The sequence below is a fragment of the Woodsholea maritima DSM 17123 genome, assembly GCF_000382325.1.
Taxonomy (GTDB): domain Bacteria; phylum Pseudomonadota; class Alphaproteobacteria; order Caulobacterales; family Maricaulaceae; genus Woodsholea; species Woodsholea maritima.
The window spans coordinates 254812-273023 of sequence record NZ_KB908058.1; the positions used below are offsets into that span (position 1 = coordinate 254812).

The following is an 18212-nucleotide window of genomic DNA, read 5'->3' on the forward strand; positions in this document are numbered from 1 at the left end:
TCGTGCGTGATCAGGCCGGAGAGACGAGCTTGATGGAGGCAGAGCGCTTAATCCTACGCGGCTCCTTGGTGCGCCGCCTGGTGGTGTCTGCGGCGGGGTGGGCCTTGGGCCTTCTCTTGATCGGGGCCTTTGCCCTGACGGTGCTCTATCGCGAAACGGTCTATGCAGAGCTGGATGATCGGCTCAATGGTATTTCAGATGCCTTGGTGGCCGGTGTTGAGCTTGATCCGGTGGGCGAGGTGCGCCTGTCGCGTTCTCCCATAGATCCACGCTATGATCAGCTGTTTTCCGGGCGCTATTGGCAGGTCTCAGACCCTACCCCGCCGGGAGCCGCGACGCCTTCCTTGGTGCGCTCGGCCTCGCTTTGGGATGAAATCCTAACCTTGCCGGCTTCGGTTGAAGCCGGTGCGCTCGCCAATACAGGGCCGACTTTGGGCGGCAATGGTGTTGGCCCGGATGGGGAGCCGCTGCGGTTGCGCGTGCGCGCGGTACGCCTTCCCAATCGCGACGATGCGGTGATTATCACCGTCGCCGAGGATCGCCGTAAAGCGGATCGCCAGGTGAGGAATTTCGCCCTGACATCCGCTCTGTTACTGGGGGTCGTGGCCGCAGTGCTGGCCGCCGGGATCATCTTTCAGGTGCGCGTCGGTCTGGCTCCGGTGTTTCGTATGCGCCGCGATGTCGCCAAGATCCGTGATGGTCAGGCCGAGCGCATTGAGGGCGATTACCCCAGTGAGCTTTATCCGCTGGCGGGGGAGTTGAACGCCCTGCTCGATCATTCCAAAGAGGTTGTGGAGCGTGCACGCACGCATGTCGGCAATCTCGCTCATGCGTTGAAAACACCACTGAGCGTTTTGGCCAATGAAGCGCATATGAATGAAGGCGCGCTGGCCGAGCTGGTGGGGCGACAGACCCGCGCCATGCGCGATCAGGTCGATCACCATTTGCGCCGCGCGCGCGCCGCGGCCAATGCTCGCGCGATTGGAGCGAGCACCCCCGTTCATGATGTGCTGGATGGGTTGGGCCGGACGTTACAGCGTATCCATGCCCGCAATGACATCAAGATTGAGTGGAAAAGCGAAGGCGAGCTATTTTTCCGGGGTGAGCGTCAGGATCTTGAAGACTTGTTGGGCAATCTGATGGACAATGCCTGTAAATGGTCGCGCGGCCATGTTCGCGTCTTGGCCAAGTCTTCTGAGGATGCTCAATTGTCTATCACGGTTGAAGATAATGGACCTGGCCTCAGCGATGAAGAATGCAAAGCGGTACTCGCCAGAGGGGTGCGACTGGACGAGCAATCGCCTGGATCGGGATTGGGCTTGGCCATTGTGACGGATCTTGCCAAGGTCTATGGTGGAAGTCTCACCTTGTGCCGGTCCGATTTGGGAGGGTTACGCGCTTGTCTAGCCTTACCCCTTATTAAATCAGGACCCCTTGAAACGTCGCGTTAACTTTGATGAGGTCATAATAAAGCACGCGTTGGATGGGAAAATTATCCGTGTTAAGTGCTTTTAGTCCTGAAAAGCTCAATAAATTGCGCGCCTTCTTACAGGCGATCCCAAAGCCGTTGGTTGATCGCTTAATCGCCGTCGCTGATAGTGGCGATCCTGCGCTTGCGGAAATTCTGCGTTTTTGTGCCGGTGATCCCGACGCCGAAGCCATGAACTGGTTCTTCAAACCCTTAGAGGCTTTGGGCAAGGATCCAGATGATTCGCCTCCATCCCTGGCCATCGTCCCCGCGCAGGTTCGCCGCAATCTCTGGGCTTGGATGGATCAAGAGGTTGCGCCAGAAATTACCGAACGGGTGCGCACTTTGGTGGCAGACCCTGAAGGCCATCATGAGCGCGACTTGGATAATGATCGCCGCTTGGTCGCCCAAAAAATCCTTGAGGCCTTCAAAGCTGTTGAGGACCATCCCAAAGAACAAAAAGTCTTGATGCGGCGCTTGGAAACCCATGATTTAACGGCTTATCGTCATGCGGCGACTTTGCTGCGTACGTCCGAGGCGGTGCGGGTGGCCTTGCGTGAAGTGCCCAAGCTCATCAATGAGCCTAATGACAAACTGTTGATCTATATTCGTGATGCTTATGAGCTGGCCTATGGCAAGGATCCTGATGCCGGGGTCTGGTTCCTCTACATGGTTATGGCGCGCCTTCGTAAACCGTGGATGATTTTACGCGTCTTCCAACGCTTGGATCGACGCGGCGATGACTTCCTGGTCTCACGCACCGATACCTCTGGCATTGGCGATGCCTTGCTGAAAGATGCTGAATATTTTGTCGATCAAATCCGCTCGCCCAATACGATGGAAGAGGCGGATGCCAGCATTTATGCCGTGCAGATGTTTGCTGCGGTAACCATGGGCATGACGCGCGAATTTGGTATTCGTAAAGATGGGCCGTGGGGCCAGAAACTTTTTGCGCTGCGTGCCGATGCGGCCCGGCATATGGAAAGCATTCACCAACGCACGCGTCTGGTGTTTGATGAAGTGCTACCCGATCGTAAGCGCACGCGCGGTAAGGCGTGGCGCATGCAGGCTCTACAAGGTCATCTCGATTTTGCGCGCATGGAAGCGCTCTTGCATTTCCTCTATAAGACCAAGGATGATGCCTCACGCGCGGCCGTGGAGGGCGCGCACAAAACCTTGCTAGAGCATATTTATGATCGCCTGGATGATTTCAGCAATGCCCTTATTGATGCTATTCGCTTGGAAAAAATCGATGATTGGGATGAAGGCGAAGCGCAACTCACTGCCTTGGCGCAATTGATGCGCGTGGGGGGCAAAACCGAAGAGGCCACCGTCGTGGTGCGCCGAGGGGTCGCAGCCCACGCCGCCTAAAAGACTTCAGCAAATGGCCCAAGCCCGGTATGGATAGGGCTATGACGGATCCACTTTCGACCCCCATCGCCCTTGAAGAGCGCGCCTATGAAGGCGCGCGTTTAACCTCGCCCAGTGCTGAGCGTAATCAAGGTGTGATCAGTGAGGTTCTGGCTGAGCATCTGCCCCTGCAGGCCCGCGTGCTGGAAATAGCTTCCGGGACCGGTCAACATGCCTTGGCCATTACCCGCGCCCGGCCGGATTTAACTTGGCAGCCCAGTGACCCTGATCAGGCCTCACGCGCCAGCATTGATGCCTGGGCGGCGCTGGGTGAGGGGCGTATCGCTCCGGCGCTCGCGATTGATACATGTGTGTCAAATTGGTTTGAAGCTTATATAGATCAAATCTCTAGTCTTTATTGCGCCAATATGATCCATATCGCACCCTGGGCGGCGGCAGAAGGCTTGTTCGAAGGGGCCGGGGCCATACTTTCGCGTTCAGCTGGGGTCTTTATGCTTTATGGTCCCTTCTTGGAGGGCGAAGCGAGCGCACCGTCTAATCTCGACTTTGATGTCAGTTTAAAGTCACGAGACCCGCGCTGGGGCGTACGCGCTTTGAGCGATGTTGTGGCCCTGGGGGCGGAGCACGGCTTAAGCCTGAGCGCGCGCATCGCTATGCCGGCCAATAATCTGATGTTGAAATTTGAAAGGGTAGAGGGATGATCCCTTTTGCCATTTTATCGGCCCTCATCGCGGTGGTGGGCGCGTTTTATATCGCTTCGCCCTTGGCTAAAAGCGCGACCACGCCATGGGCACGCCTGGGCGGTTTGGGGCTTGCCGCTTTGATTGCCCTGGCGTCTTTGGGCCTATACGCGTTGAACGCCCATCCCAGCCTGCCCGGATTGCCCCATAAAGCGCGTATGGCTGAGTTGGCCATGGAAAACCCTGAAGCGCTGAACCTCACCGAACAAATTGAGCTAGTGCGTCATCATTTGCGCACTGACGGGCCGAGTGCAGAAGGGTATACGCTGCTCGGGCGCTTATTGGCGCGCCGCGAACCCAATCTTGAGGCGGTTGCGGCGTTTCAAAATGCCTTGCGTTTAGAGATTGATCCCTTGGTCTTGTCGGATCTGGGTCAAACCCTTGTGAATATGAATGAGGGTGAGGTGACCGCCGAGGCGCGCCGGGTCTTTAATGAAGCCCATGATCTCAATCGCGATCTGCCAGAACCGGCGTTCTTTTTGGGGCTTGGCACCTATCAAGATGGGGATCGTGACGGGGCCTATGCCCAATGGGTTGAGATCATTGATCGTTTGAGCCGTGATGACCCGTTTCGCATGGCGATTATCGCACGCGCGGTGGATTTGCTCTCGCGCCCCAATGCTGGACCGATAGAGGGCGAAGCCGGCGCTGCGCCCTTCTTGCAGGCGGGCGGTGATCCTGATGCGATGATTGCGGGCATGATTGCGCGCTTGCGCGCACGGGTTGAGGCCGACCCCAGCGTTTTGGGCGATTGGCTGATTTTAATCCGCGCTGAAGCCACGCGCGGCAATCGCGACCGCGCACAGGCCGATTTGGCCATGGCGCGCACGCAATTTTCCAATGATGAGCATGCAGGCCTGTTCCTTTTTGCCTTGGAACGGGCGCTCTCCTTGCAGAGTGAGGGGGTAAATCCATGAGAAAATCCAATAGACGGCTATGGATGATCGGTGTCGGTGCCTTGGTCTTGGTCGGAGCTAGCGCTCTGGCGGTGACGGCCCTGCGCGATGCCATGGTCTTCTTCTATGCCCCCGGTGAGATTGCCGAAAATCCCCCCGCCGTGGGTGAGCGCATCCGCGTGGGCGGCTTGGTCGTGGCGGGCTCGGTCAGCTTACCAGCTAGGGGCGGGGCGAATTTCACCATTACCGATGGTCTGGGTGATATTGCCGTGAGCTATGAGGGCTCTCTCCCCGATCTCTTCCGCGAAGGCCAAGGCATTGTCGCTGAAGGGGCCTTCGATGAGGCACGCGTTTTTCGTGCCGACACCGTGCTGGCTAAACATGATGAGAATTACATGCCACCTGAAGTGGCCGATGCCTTGAAGAAATCCGGGCTGTGGAATGAGAATGGCGAGCATCGCTATGGGTCCCAGGACGGGGAAGACGTGGGCGCATCTGAGCCGTATGAAGGCTCGCGTCCATGATTGCAGAATTAGGACGTTACTTAATCGCGATGGCCTTGCTGGCCTCTCTGGTACAGATGGTTTTTGCCTGGCTGGGGGCCAATCGCGGCGGCGAAGGCCCGCTGTCTCATGTGGCAAAAGCGAGTAATGAGGTCGCGACCGTTTCGGCTTTTGTGGCCTTTCTTCTGTTGATCTACAGCTTTGTGCGCTCGGACTTCTCCATTGCCTATGTGGCGGCCAAATCCCATGTCGATAAGCCGATGCTGTATAAAGTCGCGGCGGCCTGGGGCGGGCATGAAGGCTCAATGCTGCTGTGGTGTTTGATCTTATGCCTTTTTGCGCTGGCGATGGTTCATTTTGGTCCGAAACTGGCGCGGATGCGTCTGCGGGCGTTGAGTTTTCAGGGGGGCTTACAGGGTCTCTTTTTCGCCTTTCTGGCCCTGGCCTCGAACCCGTTTGATCGTGTCGATCCTGCCCCTTTGGCAGGCGCAGATCTCAATCCAATTTTGCAAGATCCGGCCTTAGCCTTTCATCCGCCCATGCTGTATATCGGTTATGTCGGCCTTTCAGCGGCGTTCGCGATTGCTGCAGGCGGGTTATGGGAGAAGGTCGCGGCAAAGGATCTGGCGCGTGCGATCCGACCTTGGGCCTTATTTGCCTGGTCCGGTTTGACGGCCGGCATCGCCCTAGGGGCCTATTGGGCCTATTATGAGCTGGGCTGGGGCGGATGGTGGTTCTGGGATCCGGTTGAAAACGCCAGCTTTATGCCATGGCTCGTCGGCGCGGCGCTCATCCACTCAGCCATCGCCACTGAAAAGCGTGGGGCCTTTCCTGGATGGACAGCGTTTCTGGCGCTTTTGGCCTTCATCCTCTCCATCTTAGGCGCGTTTCTGGTGCGCTCTGGCGTTTTGACATCCGTGCACGCCTTCGCGCTGGATCCCGAACGTGGGATGTGGATCCTGGCGATGCTCGCCTTTGCTGCCTTGGTCGGGATGGGGGTCTTTGCCTTACGTGTCACGCATTTGAAAGAAGGTGAGGGCTTTGCCCCCACCAGTCGTGAAGCTTTGATTGGGGCCAATAATTTGTTACTCGCGGCCTCTGCCGGGGTTGTCTTGGTGGGAACGCTTTATCCTTTATTGGCCGAAGTCCTGGGCGCGCGTGTTTCTGTTGGGGCCCCTTATTTCAACGCCACAACCGTGCCGATTTTCTTCATCATGTTGGTCTTGTTGCCCTTTGCGGCCTTCTTGCCGTGGGCGAAGGGCGGGATGAAGCGTGCGCTGGCCATGGGCAAGGTTGTGCTGTGGTGCATACCGATGGTCATCGTCGGGGCGATTTTTGCCGTGATGGGCGCACCCTTTATGGCGATTGTCGCCGCGATGATCGGGGCGTGGGTTCTCGCCGGGGTGAGCATGGATCTGTGGGCTCATCGCCAACTTGAAGGGTCTCGTCTTGCGCTCTGGGCGCGCGGGCTGGCCCATGCGGGTGTCGCGCTGATCGCGCTTGGTGCGGCGGCCGATGCGGCCCGTCCGGCGGATAAAAACCCTTTGATGGCCCCAGGCGAAAGCGTAACGATTGCCGAGCGTACTTTAAGGTTTGAGGCGTTGAGCCGCGCCGATGGCCCCAATTATCTGGCGGATCGGGCGCGCTTTACCACCGATAGCGGCGCGGTGATGGCCCCGGAGCGGCGCTTCTATCCCGTAGCTAATCAGAACACGCGTGAAGTGGCGATCCGCTCCAGTCTGATGGGTGATCTCTATATGGCCATTGGTGAACCGCGCATGCGTGAGGATGGTCAGCTGGCCTATGAGGTGCGCGCGGCCTTCCACCCGCTGATCTGGGCCTTGGGCCTGGGGGCGTTGATGATAATGCTGGGCGGTATGTTGGCATTTATCGCCCACACGCATAGCCGCCAAAGCGTGTCAGAGGATAGTCTCGCATGATCGCCCTGATCCTTGTCCTTGCCTTGCAAAGCGTCAGCCCGACTTTGAGCGAGGCTGAAGAAGCCCATGCTCAAGATGTGATGCGCGATATTCGCTGTGTGGTGTGTTCCGGCGAAAGCATTTTAGATTCGCAAGCCGGGGTCGCGCGCGATATGCGCACCTTCATTCGTGAACGCGTCAGCGAGGGGTATACCAGCGAGGCCATTAAGGATGCGCTGGTTACACGTTATGGTGATGAGGTGTTGATGCGCCCGCCGGTGAATGGGCGCACAAGCCTGTTATGGCTTGCGCCTTTGATCTTTCTCGGTTTGGGCGGTGGGCTGCTTTATGGAGCCTCACGCGCCAAAAAGTCAGCCTAGGCCTTTATCTGGCTTAAAACCGGACCACATGACCTAAGGTGTTCATTCCAGGAGGGTTGTGTCGTGCCATCACAAAAAGTCAGCTTTACCGGTGCCCAGGGCGATCGCCTAGATGCGCGCCTGGATCGCCCTGCCGGTCCGGTGCGGGCCTATGCGCTGTTCGCTCATTGTTTTTCCTGCTCCAAAGATATTCATGCCGCCGCGCGCATCGCCAAAGGGTTGGCCGAGCGTGGCATCGCCGTCTTGCGCTTTGACTTTACCGGTTTGGGGAGCTCGGAGGGGGATTTTGCCAACACGAATTTCTCCTCCAATGTCGAAGATCTGATCGCGGCGGCAAACTTCCTGCGTGATGAATATGACGCGCCCCAGATCCTGATCGGGCATTCGCTGGGCGGTGCGGCGGTGATTATGGCCGCGCAGCATTTGCCACAGGTTAAGGCCGTGGTGACCTTGGGCGCACCGGCCGATGCCGATCATGTTACCCATCAGTTCAAAGCCCAGATTGATGAGATCAAGGACAAGGGCTCAGCTGAGGTCAGCCTGGAGGGGCGCCGCTTCACCATCAAGAAGCAATTCTTAGAGGATGTCAGCGGTCATAATATCGAAGCGGCCTTACATGAATTAAAGGCGGCAGTGTTGATCGCCCATGCGCCGCGTGATGAGATTGTGGGTATTGAAAATGCGACCCGGCTTTTTGTGGCGGCGCGCCATCCCAAGAGCTTTTTGAGCCTGGATGATGGCGATCATCTGCTCAGCCGTGTGGAAGATAGTCAGCATGCGGCCAGTGTCATTTCGGCCTGGGCAGAGCGCTATGGCGCGTCGAACTTAATGGATCATGCGCCTCAAGCCTCGCGCGCGAATGTGGGCTTGGTCGCGGAAACGGGCCAGGGCGGCTATCACAGTTTTGCCATAGTGGGTGCGCATAAAGGCTTTATGGATGAGCCCCTCTCTCATGGTGGCCTTGATGGCGGCCCCAATCCCTATGACATGCTGAAACTGGCGCTGGCGGGCTGCACCACCATGACTTTGCGCATGTATGCCGAACGCAAGGGCTGGGATGTCGGGTTGATCCGTACGGAAGTTTCTCACGAAAAAATTGAAATCGAAGGCCATGAAGGGCGCCGGGATGTCTTTACCCGTAAGATTTCTGTAACCCAGCCCATTGAGGCGGCCATTCGTACCAAGCTGCTTGAAATTGCTGATAAATGCCCTGTCCATAAAACGCTCGAGCGCGGCTCGGACGTGAAAACGGGCTTTTCTTAAAGGGGATATCGGCTCAGATTACTGAACCGTAAGACACTCGCAATGGTACGGAGATGGAAAACACGTCATTCCTCTTCTCCACGGACACCGCTTATAAAACGCAACAGGACTGTTCGACATGACACTTTTTCACGCTGTTCGACGCTCGAAATTGGCGCTTCTCGCCGCAACTGTTTTAACCGGAGCCAGCCTGATGGGCTTGCACGGCCATGTGGCTGAGGCCCAGCAGCCTCCCTTTGCTGCGGCGGTCCCCCAAGGGGCGCCGATGTCTTTTGCTGACTTGATTGAACATGTCAGCCCATCTGTGGTTTCGATTTATGCCTCGGGCACGGTTGAGGTGGATGAGCGCACAATCCCGATGCCGAATATCCCGCCGCAATTTCGCGAATTCTTTGATCCGTTCCGCGGCGGTGAAGGCGCACCTGAACCGCGTGAGCGTCGCTCACAAGGCTCTGGCTTTTTCATCTCCGCTGAGGGTTATGTCGTCACCAATAATCACGTGATTGATGGGGCCAATGAAATCACTGTGGCCCTGTCGGATGGGCGCGAATTCGAAGCGACCTTGATCGGTACCGACCCGGCCACGGATTTGGCCGTGTTGAAGGTTGAGGGCGAGGACGCCTTTCCTTTTGTTGAATTTGATCGCGATCCCCATGTTCGGGTGGGCGATTGGGTGATTGCGGTGGGTAACCCCTATGGCCTCTCTGGCACGGCAACGGCCGGTATCATCTCGGCCATTGGTCGCCCGATTGGTAATCAGACCTATACCGATTTCCTTCAGATCGATGCTCCGATTAACCGGGGTAATTCCGGCGGCCCGACCTTTGACATTCATGGCAATGTTGTCGGTGTGAACTCACAGATTTTCTCCCCCACCGGCGGTAATGTCGGGATTGGCTTTGCCATTCCTTCAGACTTGGCTGCGCGCATTGCGGATCAGTTGATCGCCAATGGCGAAGTCCAACGCGGCTGGTTGGGTGTCAGCATTCAGACCCTTACCGAAGATCTCGCCGAAGGTCTGGGCGTCGATAAAGATCTGAGCGGCGTTCTGGTCGCCGATGTTGTTGAGGGGAGCCCCGCGCAAGAGGCAGGTCTTCAGCCCAATGATGTCGTCACCAAATTCAATGGCGATGAGATTGAAGATGCGCGCGATTTAACCCGCCGCGTGGGTGAAGTCGCCCCCGGTGATCGCATCCGTTTGACGGTGCTGCGCGATGGCCGCGAAGAGACCGTGCGCGTGACGATTGCTCAGCGCAAAGATGATACAGCAAGCGAAAATACCAACCAGCCGAACCTCGATCCCGGTCAGGTCAGCATGTTTGGTATGGTGCTAGAACCCGCCAATGATGCCGCGCGCGAGCGCTTCAATTTGGATGATCAGGTCGGCCTGGTCGTCAGCGCCGTGGATCGCGGATCAGAAGCGGCCAACAAAGGTATCCGCCCCGGCGATTTAATCGTTGAGGCCACGGGGCGCGATGTCGCCTCGGCAGCAGATTTCCGTGAGGCGGTTCAGGCCGCACGGGATAATGGTCGACGCGCCCTTCTGGTCAGGGTCGTCAGCCAAGGCGGTGTGCGTTACGCCGCGTTAGAGTTCCAAGACGAAGAATAATAAGGGGATCGCAAGGTGGTCAGGCCTTAAGCGATCCGAGGGACATGAGGAGAAAAAAGAAGATGCGCGTTTTGATTGTTGAAGATGATCGCGACGTATCCGCCTTTATGGCAAAAGGATTGCGAGAGGCTGGCCATATTGCCGATACGGCCGGCGATGGCGAGGTTGGGCTCGATATGGCCCGGGCCTCAACCTATGATGTGTTGGTTGTCGATCGCATGATGCCTAAACGCGATGGACTGTCCATGATTGAAGCCATCCGTAAGGAAGGCGATCAGACCCCGGTCTTGATCCTTTCCGCGATGGGCGAGGTGGACGACCGGGTTGAGGGATTGAAAGCGGGCGGGGATGATTATCTCGTTAAGCCCTATGCTTTTGCAGAGCTTTTAGCCCGCGTTGAGGCGTTGGCCCGTCGACGGGACCCTGAAACGGTACGTACGCAATTGCAGGTTGGCGATCTGGAAATGGATTTGCTGGCCCGCACTGTTAAGCGGGGGCCAGAAGAGATTTTGTTGCAACCGCGCGAATTTCGCCTGCTGGAATTCCTCATGCGCCATTCAGGCCAGGTTGTGACCCGCACCATGTTGCTGGAAAAGGTCTGGGATTATCACTTTGACCCCCAGACCAATGTGATTGATGTTCACATTTCACGCTTACGGTCTAAGATCGATAAGCCCTTCAATACGAATATGCTTCACACGGTGCGTGGGGCAGGATACCGCTTGCAGGCTTAATTGTGACCTCTACTTGGCGCGTGCCCGCCTTTGCGCGCACAACCGCATTTAAGTTGACGCTTCTCTCGGCAGCGCTGTTTGCGCTGTCGAGTTTTGCCATTTTGGCCTTGGTCTATGGGGCCTCAGTCGGGGCGGCGATCCGCCGGGCCGATGCCTCGATCACAACCGAGTTGGCCGCCATCGAAGCGCGCTATGTCACGGGTGGCCTTCAGGGCGTTAACCGCTATGTGGTACAGCGCTCAGTGGGGGGCAGTGAGTTTCTTTACCTGTTGACGGCGGCCAATGGACGCCGGGTCTCGGGTAATCTTTCCGGCATTCCAGAAGCCAATCCCGATATTCAAGGCCGGGTGCATTTCCAATATGATCGCGCCCCGATTGATGAGGTCAGCGAAGATCCCAGCCTGACCCCCACTGGGCGTGCCGGGCGGGGCCGGATCACCACCTTCGAAGATGGCTATGTCTTGTTTGTCGGCCTGGATGTGGAGGAGGAGACGCGCTTCGTCTCCAACATGCTCAACGCGGTTCTGGCCGCCTCTGGGCTTTCGCTGGGGCTTGGCATTATTTCCGGTGCAGTGGTCAGTCGACGCTTTGCCAAGCGGTTAGAAGCGATCAATGTCGCCGCGCGCCAGGTGATGGCGGGCGATCTTCAAACCCGAACACCGCGCACTTATTCTGGGGATGATCTCGATGAATTGTCGGGTAATTTCAACGCTATGTTGGATCGGGTGGAGCATTTGATGCACCGCATGCGCTCAGCGGGCGATTCCATTGCGCACGATTTGCGCATGCCCTTAACCCGCATGCGCGGGCGCTTGGAAACTGCGCTTGTGCAAGGCGGCACGGAAGGCGATTATGAAGCGGCGCTGGCCCAGGCCGTCAATGACACCGAAGAATTACTGAAGACTTTCAACGCGGTTTTAAGTCTGTCCCGCTTGCAAGCCGGTGAACGGCGTAAAGCGATGGAGGTTTTGAACCCGTCTGAGATTTTGGCTGATGTCGCAGAAATGTATGAGCCGGTCTGCGAGGATGTTGGCTTGGAATTTACCGCGGAAATTGAGCGCGATCTCTCGCTAACAGGGGATCGAGAGCTGATCGCCCAGGCGGCGGCAAATCTGATCGACAATGCCGTGAAATACACCCCTGAAGGCGGGGCGGTTTGCCTGCGGGCGCGGCGGTGTTCCAACGGTGCGATTGAAATCTCCGTCACTGATACCGGGCCCGGCATTCCGGCAGAAGACCGCGCGCGCGTGCTCGAACGCTTTGTGCGTCTGGAGAAAAGTCGCTCACAACCGGGTGTCGGCTTGGGGCTTTCCCTGGTGCAGGCGATTGCCGAATTACACCGCGCCGATCTGACCTTGGATGATGGTCCGGGCGAGGTGGAAGGCGCACGTGAAGCGGCGGGCCCGGGCCTACGCGTGGCTTTGGTTTTCCCACCAGCTTAGAGCCTTGCGAGGTGGGGCCAAACAGGTCAATCTCGCGCCCATGACCGAGACCTTACCCAGCCTGATCCGCTTTACCTATCCTGACTTTGCGCCCAAGGCCCATCCGGTCTTGCGCGAGCAATTGGGCGAGGCGGTGTTCAAGGCCTGGGGCGAGAGCGAAGCCTTTCTAGAGACGACGCTGGCCTTAGCGCCTTATCTAGCGCGCACCGCGCGGCGCTATCCAGATGTGCTGCTGGGCCTCAGCCGGAAATCGCCTCAGATCTTGTGTGAAGATATTCTGGACAAGGTGCGCATCGCCGGGCGAGAGTGCGCGGACGAAGCCGCCTTGATGGCGGCGCTGCGCCAGGCCAAAGCGCAGATACATCTGATCTTGGCGCTCAGCGATTTGGGCCGGGTCTGGGATTGGCGACACACCACCGCGCTGTTGAGTGATTTTGCCGATGCCTGCGTTGAAGCGGCTTTGGTGGGCGCGGCGCGGTTTTGTGGGTTTGAACTGGGCGAAGATCCGGCCAATCCCATACCGGGCTATTTCATTTTGGCGCTGGGAAAGCACGGCACGCGCGTGCTCAATTATTCCAGCGATATTGATCTGGTCATCTTGTTTGAGCCTGAAGTGTTGGCCCCGCCGCCGGGAAAAGATCCGGCCAAGACCTTGATCCGGGTGGCCCAGCGTGTTGCGCGGTATCTGCAAGAGGTGACGGCAGAGGGCTATGTTTTCCGCGTGGATCTGCGTCTGCGTCCTGACCCCAGCTCCACACCTGTGGCCTTGTCCGCGGATTCGGCGCGCAATTATTTCGAAGCGCTGGGGCAAAATTGGGAACGTGCCGCCTATGCCAAGGCGCGGGTGTGCGCGGGCGATAAAGCCGTTGGTGAAGCCTTTTTAGAGGATTTAACCCCCTTCATCTGGCGCAGATCCCTAGATTATGCCGCGGTGGAGGATATTCACGCCCTCGCGCGCCAGATCCAGGCCGTGGGCGATCGCGCCCAGATCCAATCGGCAGGCCATGATGTGAAGCTGGGGCGCGGTGGCATTCGCGAGATTGAGTTCTATTGCCAGGTTTTGCAATTGGTGTTCGGCGGGCGCAAACCGGATTTGCGCGTCGCCGATCCGCTGGCCGGGTTATGGGCCTTACAAGCCCATGATTTGATGGAGGCCGCGATAGCGGATCTCCTCTCCAACGCGTACAGCTATTTGCGCGATGTCGAGCACCGCATTCAAATGCTGGAGGATGAGCAGACCCAAACCCTGCCGCGTGAAGACCAAATGCGCGCGCGGGTCGCGGCCATGATGGGGGAGGCGAGCTTGGCTGGGTTTGATGCTAAGCTGGTGGCGTTGTTCCAAGGGGTTCATGGTGCCTTTTCCAAGGCTTTTTCTCAAGGCGAAAGCCTTGCGACCGATCAAGGCAGCCTGGTGCTGACCGGGGTCGAGCCGACACCCGATACATTGGATACCCTTCGCACCTATGGTTTTTCCGATCCTGAACGGGTTTGGCAACGCCTCAGCGCCTGGGCGGCGGGTAAGGCGCGTGCGGTGCGTACCGAACGCGCGCGCGGGCTCTTCTCGCGCCTGGCTCCGCGCTTGGTCGAAGCGATTGGCGCGAGCGGCGATCCCGATGCGACTTTCATACGCTTTTCCAGCTTTTTAGAGGGCCTGCCCGCCGGGGTGCAGCCCTTGTCCCTTTTGGCCAATCAGCCGGAATTGGCCGATGAGTTGATCATCATTCTGGGCCTGGCTCCGCGCCTGGCGGAGCGCCTGTCGCGCCGGCCGTCGCTGTTGGATGTGATGCTGGAGCCGAGCTTTACCAAGCCGGTCAAAGATGATGTGCCGGGGCTCTATGCTAGCCGGTTCGACAATCAAATCCACCCGGATACCCCCTTTGAAGAGGCCATGAATATTGCCCGGCGTATCACGCGTGAGGAACGCTTTCGCATTGGTACCCAGGTCTTGCGCGCACGTACGGGCGCGGGCGAGGCGGGCGCGGCCTTTGCCGATCTTGCCGATGCGGGCCTGGATGCGATGGCGCGCGCCGCCGAGGGCGAGATGGCGCGCCGTCATGGCCCCGCGCCGGGGCAATATGCGGTCGTGGGGCTGGGTAAATTCGGCGGGCGCGAATTGTCTGCGGATTCCGATCTGGATCTGATGGTGATCTATGATCCGCAAAGCGCCTATTCTGACGGCGACAAACCCTTAGATGCGGAACGATGGTTTACCCGCTTTACCCAGCGCTTGGTCAGTGCGCTGTCTGCGCCCACTGAAGAGGGCCGCCTTTATGAGGTGGATATGGCGCTGCGCCCCTCAGGCTCTGCCGGACCGATCGCGGTGCGTCTATCAGGTCTACGCAGCTATTATGAGCATGAAGCCTGGACGTGGGAGCGTATGGCCATGACCCGCGCGCGGGTCGTCTCAGGCTCGCTCGGAATGGCCGCACGGGTCGAGGCGGTTCTGGGCGAGGCGCTCGATAGCCCTAAGGATCCCAAAGTGGTGCGCGCCGATGCCTGGGATATGCGCCAGCGTCTGCTGCGCGATAAACCGGCTTATTCAGACTGGGATCTGAAACTACGCGCCGGGGGCATGATTGATATTGAATTTATTGCCCAGGTTTTACAGCTAAGCGGGGCGGGGCGTTTATCGGCCAATACTTATGATGCGTTGGGCCTGCTTCATACCGGGGGCACACTGCGCGCGCGCGATGTGGAACCGCTTAAAAGCGCTTATCGCGCCTATGCCAGCATTACTCAATTGATGCGGGTTGCCCATGGACAGAAATTTGATCCGGAATGGGCCAGTGAACCCTTTAAGATGCGTTTGGCCGGACTGGTGGGGGCCAAAGACCTCAATAGCCTCAAAGCTCTATTGGATGATCATGCTCAACACGTCCATGAAATTTTGGTAAGGCTTTTAACCTCCGACACTTAGGTGCGACGGATCTTTATTCTTTCCTGCGTTGAAGGGGTGTAGCTCGGACGGCTTCAAACCCTTAGAAGGGATGTAAGATGACTTTGCGCACACAGATTGGATTAGTGACGGCGAGCCTTATGCTGGCGGCCCTGGGCAGCCAGGCGATGGCCCTGGAAGAGCGCGCGCCCCATCATCGCGGTGGCCATCACGGCCTGGGCGGCTTTGGGATGTTGTTACGCGCCGCCGACACCAATCAAGATCACGCCATCAGCTGGGCCGAAATTGATAGCCTGCAGCGTGAAGAATTCACCTTCCGCGATCGCAATAATGATGGCGTGTTAAGCCTGGAGGATCGCGGACCCATGGCTCAGCGTATCCATGCCTTGCGCGAAGAGCACCGCGCCGCGCGCGAAGAGAACGCAGATGAGGGCCATGAAGGCCGGGGCCGTCACCGTGCCCATCGCATGGCCGTGATCGACACCAATGGTGACCAGCGCATTTCCTATGATGAGTTTTCGGCGCACCATCGTGCGAAATTCGATGAATGGGATACCAGCCATGATGGGGTGGTGAGCCAAGATGAATTCGATGCCGCGCGTGAGGCGTATCGTGCTGAACGCCGCGAACGCCGCGGTGACCGTCAACGCCGCCATGGCCGCCAGCGCGATTAGGTAAGGGACTAGTGGCGGGTTTCGAACTCGGTTATGTTCGCACAAAGATCTGAAAGGATAAATTCCGGTGCGACCCATTTTGAACGTCATTCAAGGGCAAAAAACACACGCCGCGGGCGATGTTTATGCTCAAGATCATGCGTTCGCTAAGGCCATTGCGCGCGGCGATAGTGATGCCGCGCGCGCGTTCACTTTGCGGTGCCTACCCCAGGTGCATGGCGTGGCGATGCGGATGCTGGGCAATGCCAGTGACGCCGAAGATGTTGCCCAGGAAACCTTTATTCGCGTCTGGCGCAAAGCCCATCAGTGGAAGCCGGGTAAGGCCCGCTTTGAAAGCTGGGTTGTGCGTATTGCGATCAATCTTTGCTATGACCGGCTTCGTAAAAAGCGCGAGGTTTTGGGCGAAGATATCCCCGAAATGGTCGATCCCAGCCCCGGCGCTGGCGCAGTGATGGTAGAGGCTGATACCTCAGCGGAGGTCCAGGCCGTCATCGCCGCTCTGCCGGAGCGTCAGCGCCTGGCCTTAGAGTTATGCCATTTTCAAGAGTACTCAAATATTCAGGCGGCGGAGATTATGGAGGTCAGCGTGGACGCTTTGGAATCTCTGCTGGCCCGTGCCCGTCGCAGTTTGAAAACGGCTCTGGCCGAAAGTGTCACCGGCCTGATGGCCGATTTTAATGCCGCCAAAGGTGAGTGAGATGGAAGCGCTCAACGAAAATCGCTGTTTGGAACTGATCGAAGCCTATGGTGCGAATCTAGCGCGCTGGCCTGAGGGTGAACGCGCGGCCGGGAAAGTGCGCCTGGATAAGCCAAGCCCTGCGATCTTGCGGGCGATGGAAGAGGCGCGCGGCCTGGATCGTCTGTTGAGTTTTGTTCCGCTTCCCCTTCTTTCCCCCCTCCTGACCCGGCGGGTCATCGCCCTTTATGAGCGCGAGCGTAGCCAACCGCGCTGGGCCCCTCTGGCGGCGGCGGCAACCTTGCTGATCGGGGTGAGCCTGGGCTGGATGGGGGCGGCCTCTGATCCCTTGAGTGCCGCTGAGATCGGGACCGAAATTCCGGTCTATTCGGCCCTGGATGTGCCGCAAACGTGGTTGTTTGAGGATTTTTCATGAACCGCATCAATATCTGGATTGCGGTGCTGTTGGTGTCTGTGCTGATCAATGGCGTGCTGATTGGTATGGTCTTGCAAGGCCAGGTCAGCCGCGATGTCCCTGAGCACAGCCATGTCAGTGACGGCGATGATCACTGGGGTGGCCGATTCAATCCCCGCGCTTTTGTTGAGGCCTTACCCCCCGATCATGCTGAACGCGCCCGCACGCGTTGGCGTGTGCAACGCGAAGCCATGCGTGAGCATTTCCACGATATGCGTGAAGCGCGCGAGCAGGTTATGATCGTTGTCGCGCATGAGCCCTTTGACCCTGAAGCCATGATGCGCGCCCTCCATACGGTACGCGCTGCGCGTACCGAGCTGGAATTGAAGATGGAAGCCTCCATGGTGGAAATTTTAAGCCAGCTCACCCCGGAAGAGCGTGAACATGTCTTTATGGCGGGCTTGAACGGCGGGCGCTATAGCGGACCCGGGTATGGCAACCATCACCGCCGGTGGCGCGAAGGTGAACGCCCCTCTCATGACGAGCGCAGAGACCATGATCGTCTTGAAGACCATGAAGAGGAAGGCCATCCTGCGCCCCGGCCTTAGGTCATCTTTCAATGGATTAGTTTAGTCCTTCCCCCTTACGCGGCCCCGGACTTGATCCGTGGACAAACTGACAATCACGAGCTGAGCATGTGAGCAATGCGAACAATTTTATAGCCTGTCATCCCCGATTTAATCGGGGATCTATGATCATTCATGGCAAACTCAATAGATCCCGGATCTCACTGGCGTTCGTCCGGGATGACAGTTTCTTTCTTGACTATTAACTGTCGGCGAAGATGGCTGAGAGGGGCCTGCGCAGGAGACACTCTTGCGGCCTATCCGACCACCTCCCCCGCTGCGCAGGGGAGGATAAATCACCAAGCTGTCACCCCAAACTTGATTTGGGGTCCATGCCGGAAAAGTTGAGCTTGGTTTAGATCAGACAGAATAACACGGAACGTCACGTCATGGATGCCAGATCAAGTCTGGCATGACATCAAAGAAAAAGACGAGCTGTCATCCCGGAGAAGCGAAGCGCACATCCGGGATTTGTTGCGCTTGCCCTTAAGGCCGATAGATCCCCGATCAGGTCGGGGATGACAGTCTATATTTTTGTCATACCTATGCGCGCATACATCTCGCCATCAAGAGATCCCGGATCTCGCTCATGCTCGCCCG

At 57.9% G+C, this 18212-nt stretch carries 16 protein-coding genes; all 16 read left to right on the forward strand.

Annotated features, from left to right (window positions below):
- Nucleotides 1-2 precede the first annotated feature (2 nt).
- The 16 genes from H151_RS0109465 to H151_RS0109540 all read left to right on the forward strand — a co-directional run bounded on the left by H151_RS0109465 (nucleotide 3) and on the right by H151_RS0109540 (nucleotide 17594).
- Nucleotides 3-1451, forward strand: a complete 1449-nt coding sequence (locus H151_RS0109465) for a sensor histidine kinase (protein ID WP_233354558.1) — start codon at nucleotides 3-5, stop codon at nucleotides 1449-1451.
- Between the two features lie 32 nt (nucleotides 1452-1483).
- Nucleotides 1484-2839, forward strand: coding sequence for a hypothetical protein (locus H151_RS0109470; RefSeq protein ID WP_019961425.1), 1356 nt, complete (start codon nucleotides 1484-1486; stop codon nucleotides 2837-2839).
- A gap of 41 nt (nucleotides 2840-2880) precedes the next feature.
- Entirely contained in the window at nucleotides 2881-3540 is a 660-nt protein-coding gene (locus H151_RS0109475; protein WP_019961426.1) for a DUF938 domain-containing protein, read from the forward strand.
- Nucleotides 3537-4496, forward strand: a complete 960-nt coding sequence (locus H151_RS0109480; RefSeq protein WP_019961427.1) for a tetratricopeptide repeat protein — start codon at nucleotides 3537-3539, stop codon at nucleotides 4494-4496. Before H151_RS0109475 ends, H151_RS0109480 begins: the two co-directional genes overlap by 4 nt.
- Nucleotides 4493-4999, forward strand: a complete 507-nt coding sequence (gene ccmE / locus H151_RS16065; RefSeq protein WP_040759219.1) for a cytochrome c maturation protein CcmE — start codon at nucleotides 4493-4495, stop codon at nucleotides 4997-4999. The genes H151_RS0109480 and ccmE overlap by 4 nt, the downstream gene beginning before the upstream one ends.
- Nucleotides 4996-6918: a heme lyase CcmF/NrfE family subunit gene (locus tag H151_RS0109490; protein ID WP_019961429.1), complete on the forward strand. Its 1923-nt coding sequence runs from the start codon at nucleotides 4996-4998 to the stop codon at nucleotides 6916-6918. The genes ccmE and H151_RS0109490 overlap by 4 nt, the downstream gene beginning before the upstream one ends.
- Nucleotides 6915-7277 (forward strand): cytochrome c-type biogenesis protein, encoded by a 363-nt coding sequence (locus H151_RS16070; RefSeq protein WP_019961430.1) that lies wholly within the window; start codon nucleotides 6915-6917, stop codon nucleotides 7275-7277. Before H151_RS0109490 ends, H151_RS16070 begins: the two co-directional genes overlap by 4 nt.
- 63 nt (nucleotides 7278-7340) lie before the next feature.
- Nucleotides 7341-8540, forward strand: a complete 1200-nt coding sequence (locus tag H151_RS0109500) for a bifunctional alpha/beta hydrolase/OsmC family protein (protein WP_019961431.1) — start codon at nucleotides 7341-7343, stop codon at nucleotides 8538-8540.
- Between the two features lie 118 nt (nucleotides 8541-8658).
- The gene (locus tag H151_RS0109505; protein WP_019961432.1) at nucleotides 8659-10149 is read left to right on the forward strand and encodes a DegQ family serine endoprotease; all 1491 of its coding nucleotides are present in this window, start codon (nucleotides 8659-8661) and stop codon (nucleotides 10147-10149) included.
- Between the two features lie 62 nt (nucleotides 10150-10211).
- A complete protein-coding gene (locus H151_RS0109510; RefSeq protein WP_019961433.1) occupies nucleotides 10212-10883 on the forward strand; it encodes a response regulator transcription factor in 672 nt (223 codons plus the stop codon).
- Nucleotides 10884-10885: 2 nt separating this feature from the next.
- A complete protein-coding gene (locus H151_RS0109515; protein WP_040759222.1) occupies nucleotides 10886-12325 on the forward strand; it encodes a sensor histidine kinase in 1440 nt (479 codons plus the stop codon).
- 40 nt (nucleotides 12326-12365) lie between these two features.
- Nucleotides 12366-15242, forward strand: a complete 2877-nt coding sequence (locus tag H151_RS0109520; protein WP_019961435.1) for a bifunctional [glutamine synthetase] adenylyltransferase/[glutamine synthetase]-adenylyl-L-tyrosine phosphorylase — start codon at nucleotides 12366-12368, stop codon at nucleotides 15240-15242.
- Between the two features lie 77 nt (nucleotides 15243-15319).
- Entirely contained in the window at nucleotides 15320-15895 is a 576-nt protein-coding gene (locus tag H151_RS17095) for an EF-hand domain-containing protein (protein WP_019961436.1), read from the forward strand.
- A gap of 67 nt (nucleotides 15896-15962) precedes the next feature.
- Nucleotides 15963-16592: an RNA polymerase sigma factor gene (locus H151_RS0109530; protein WP_019961437.1), complete on the forward strand. Its 630-nt coding sequence runs from the start codon at nucleotides 15963-15965 to the stop codon at nucleotides 16590-16592.
- Between the two features lies 1 nt (nucleotide 16593).
- Entirely contained in the window at nucleotides 16594-17007 is a 414-nt protein-coding gene (locus H151_RS16080; RefSeq protein WP_019961438.1) for a hypothetical protein, read from the forward strand.
- Complete coding sequence (locus tag H151_RS0109540; RefSeq protein ID WP_019961439.1) at nucleotides 17004-17594, forward strand: periplasmic heavy metal sensor; 591 nt, start codon at nucleotides 17004-17006, stop codon at nucleotides 17592-17594. Before H151_RS16080 ends, H151_RS0109540 begins: the two co-directional genes overlap by 4 nt.
- The last annotated feature ends 618 nt before the right edge of the window (nucleotides 17595-18212 follow it).

Excerpts from the sequence above, each read along its gene's own strand:
- H151_RS0109470 (WP_019961425.1), top strand. The coding sequence starts at position 1,484 with ATGGGAAAATTATCCGTGTTAAGTGCTTTTAGTCCTGAAAAGCTCAAT.
- H151_RS0109475 (WP_019961426.1), top strand. The coding sequence starts at position 2,881 with ATGACGGATCCACTTTCGACCCCCATCGCCCTTGAAGAGCGCGCCTAT.
- H151_RS0109480 (WP_019961427.1), top strand. The coding sequence starts at position 3,537 with ATGATCCCTTTTGCCATTTTATCGGCCCTCATCGCGGTGGTGGGCGCG.
- ccmE (WP_040759219.1), top strand. The coding sequence starts at position 4,493 with ATGAGAAAATCCAATAGACGGCTATGGATGATCGGTGTCGGTGCCTTG.
- H151_RS0109490 (WP_019961429.1), top strand. The coding sequence starts at position 4,996 with ATGATTGCAGAATTAGGACGTTACTTAATCGCGATGGCCTTGCTGGCC.
- H151_RS16070 (WP_019961430.1), top strand. The coding sequence starts at position 6,915 with ATGATCGCCCTGATCCTTGTCCTTGCCTTGCAAAGCGTCAGCCCGACT.
- H151_RS0109505 (WP_019961432.1), top strand. The coding sequence starts at position 8,659 with ATGACACTTTTTCACGCTGTTCGACGCTCGAAATTGGCGCTTCTCGCC.
- H151_RS0109510 (WP_019961433.1), top strand. The coding sequence starts at position 10,212 with ATGCGCGTTTTGATTGTTGAAGATGATCGCGACGTATCCGCCTTTATG.
- H151_RS0109520 (WP_019961435.1), top strand. The coding sequence starts at position 12,366 with ATGACCGAGACCTTACCCAGCCTGATCCGCTTTACCTATCCTGACTTT.
- H151_RS17095 (WP_019961436.1), top strand. The coding sequence starts at position 15,320 with ATGACTTTGCGCACACAGATTGGATTAGTGACGGCGAGCCTTATGCTG.
- H151_RS16080 (WP_019961438.1), top strand. The coding sequence starts at position 16,594 with ATGGAAGCGCTCAACGAAAATCGCTGTTTGGAACTGATCGAAGCCTAT.
- H151_RS0109540 (WP_019961439.1), top strand. The coding sequence starts at position 17,004 with ATGAACCGCATCAATATCTGGATTGCGGTGCTGTTGGTGTCTGTGCTG.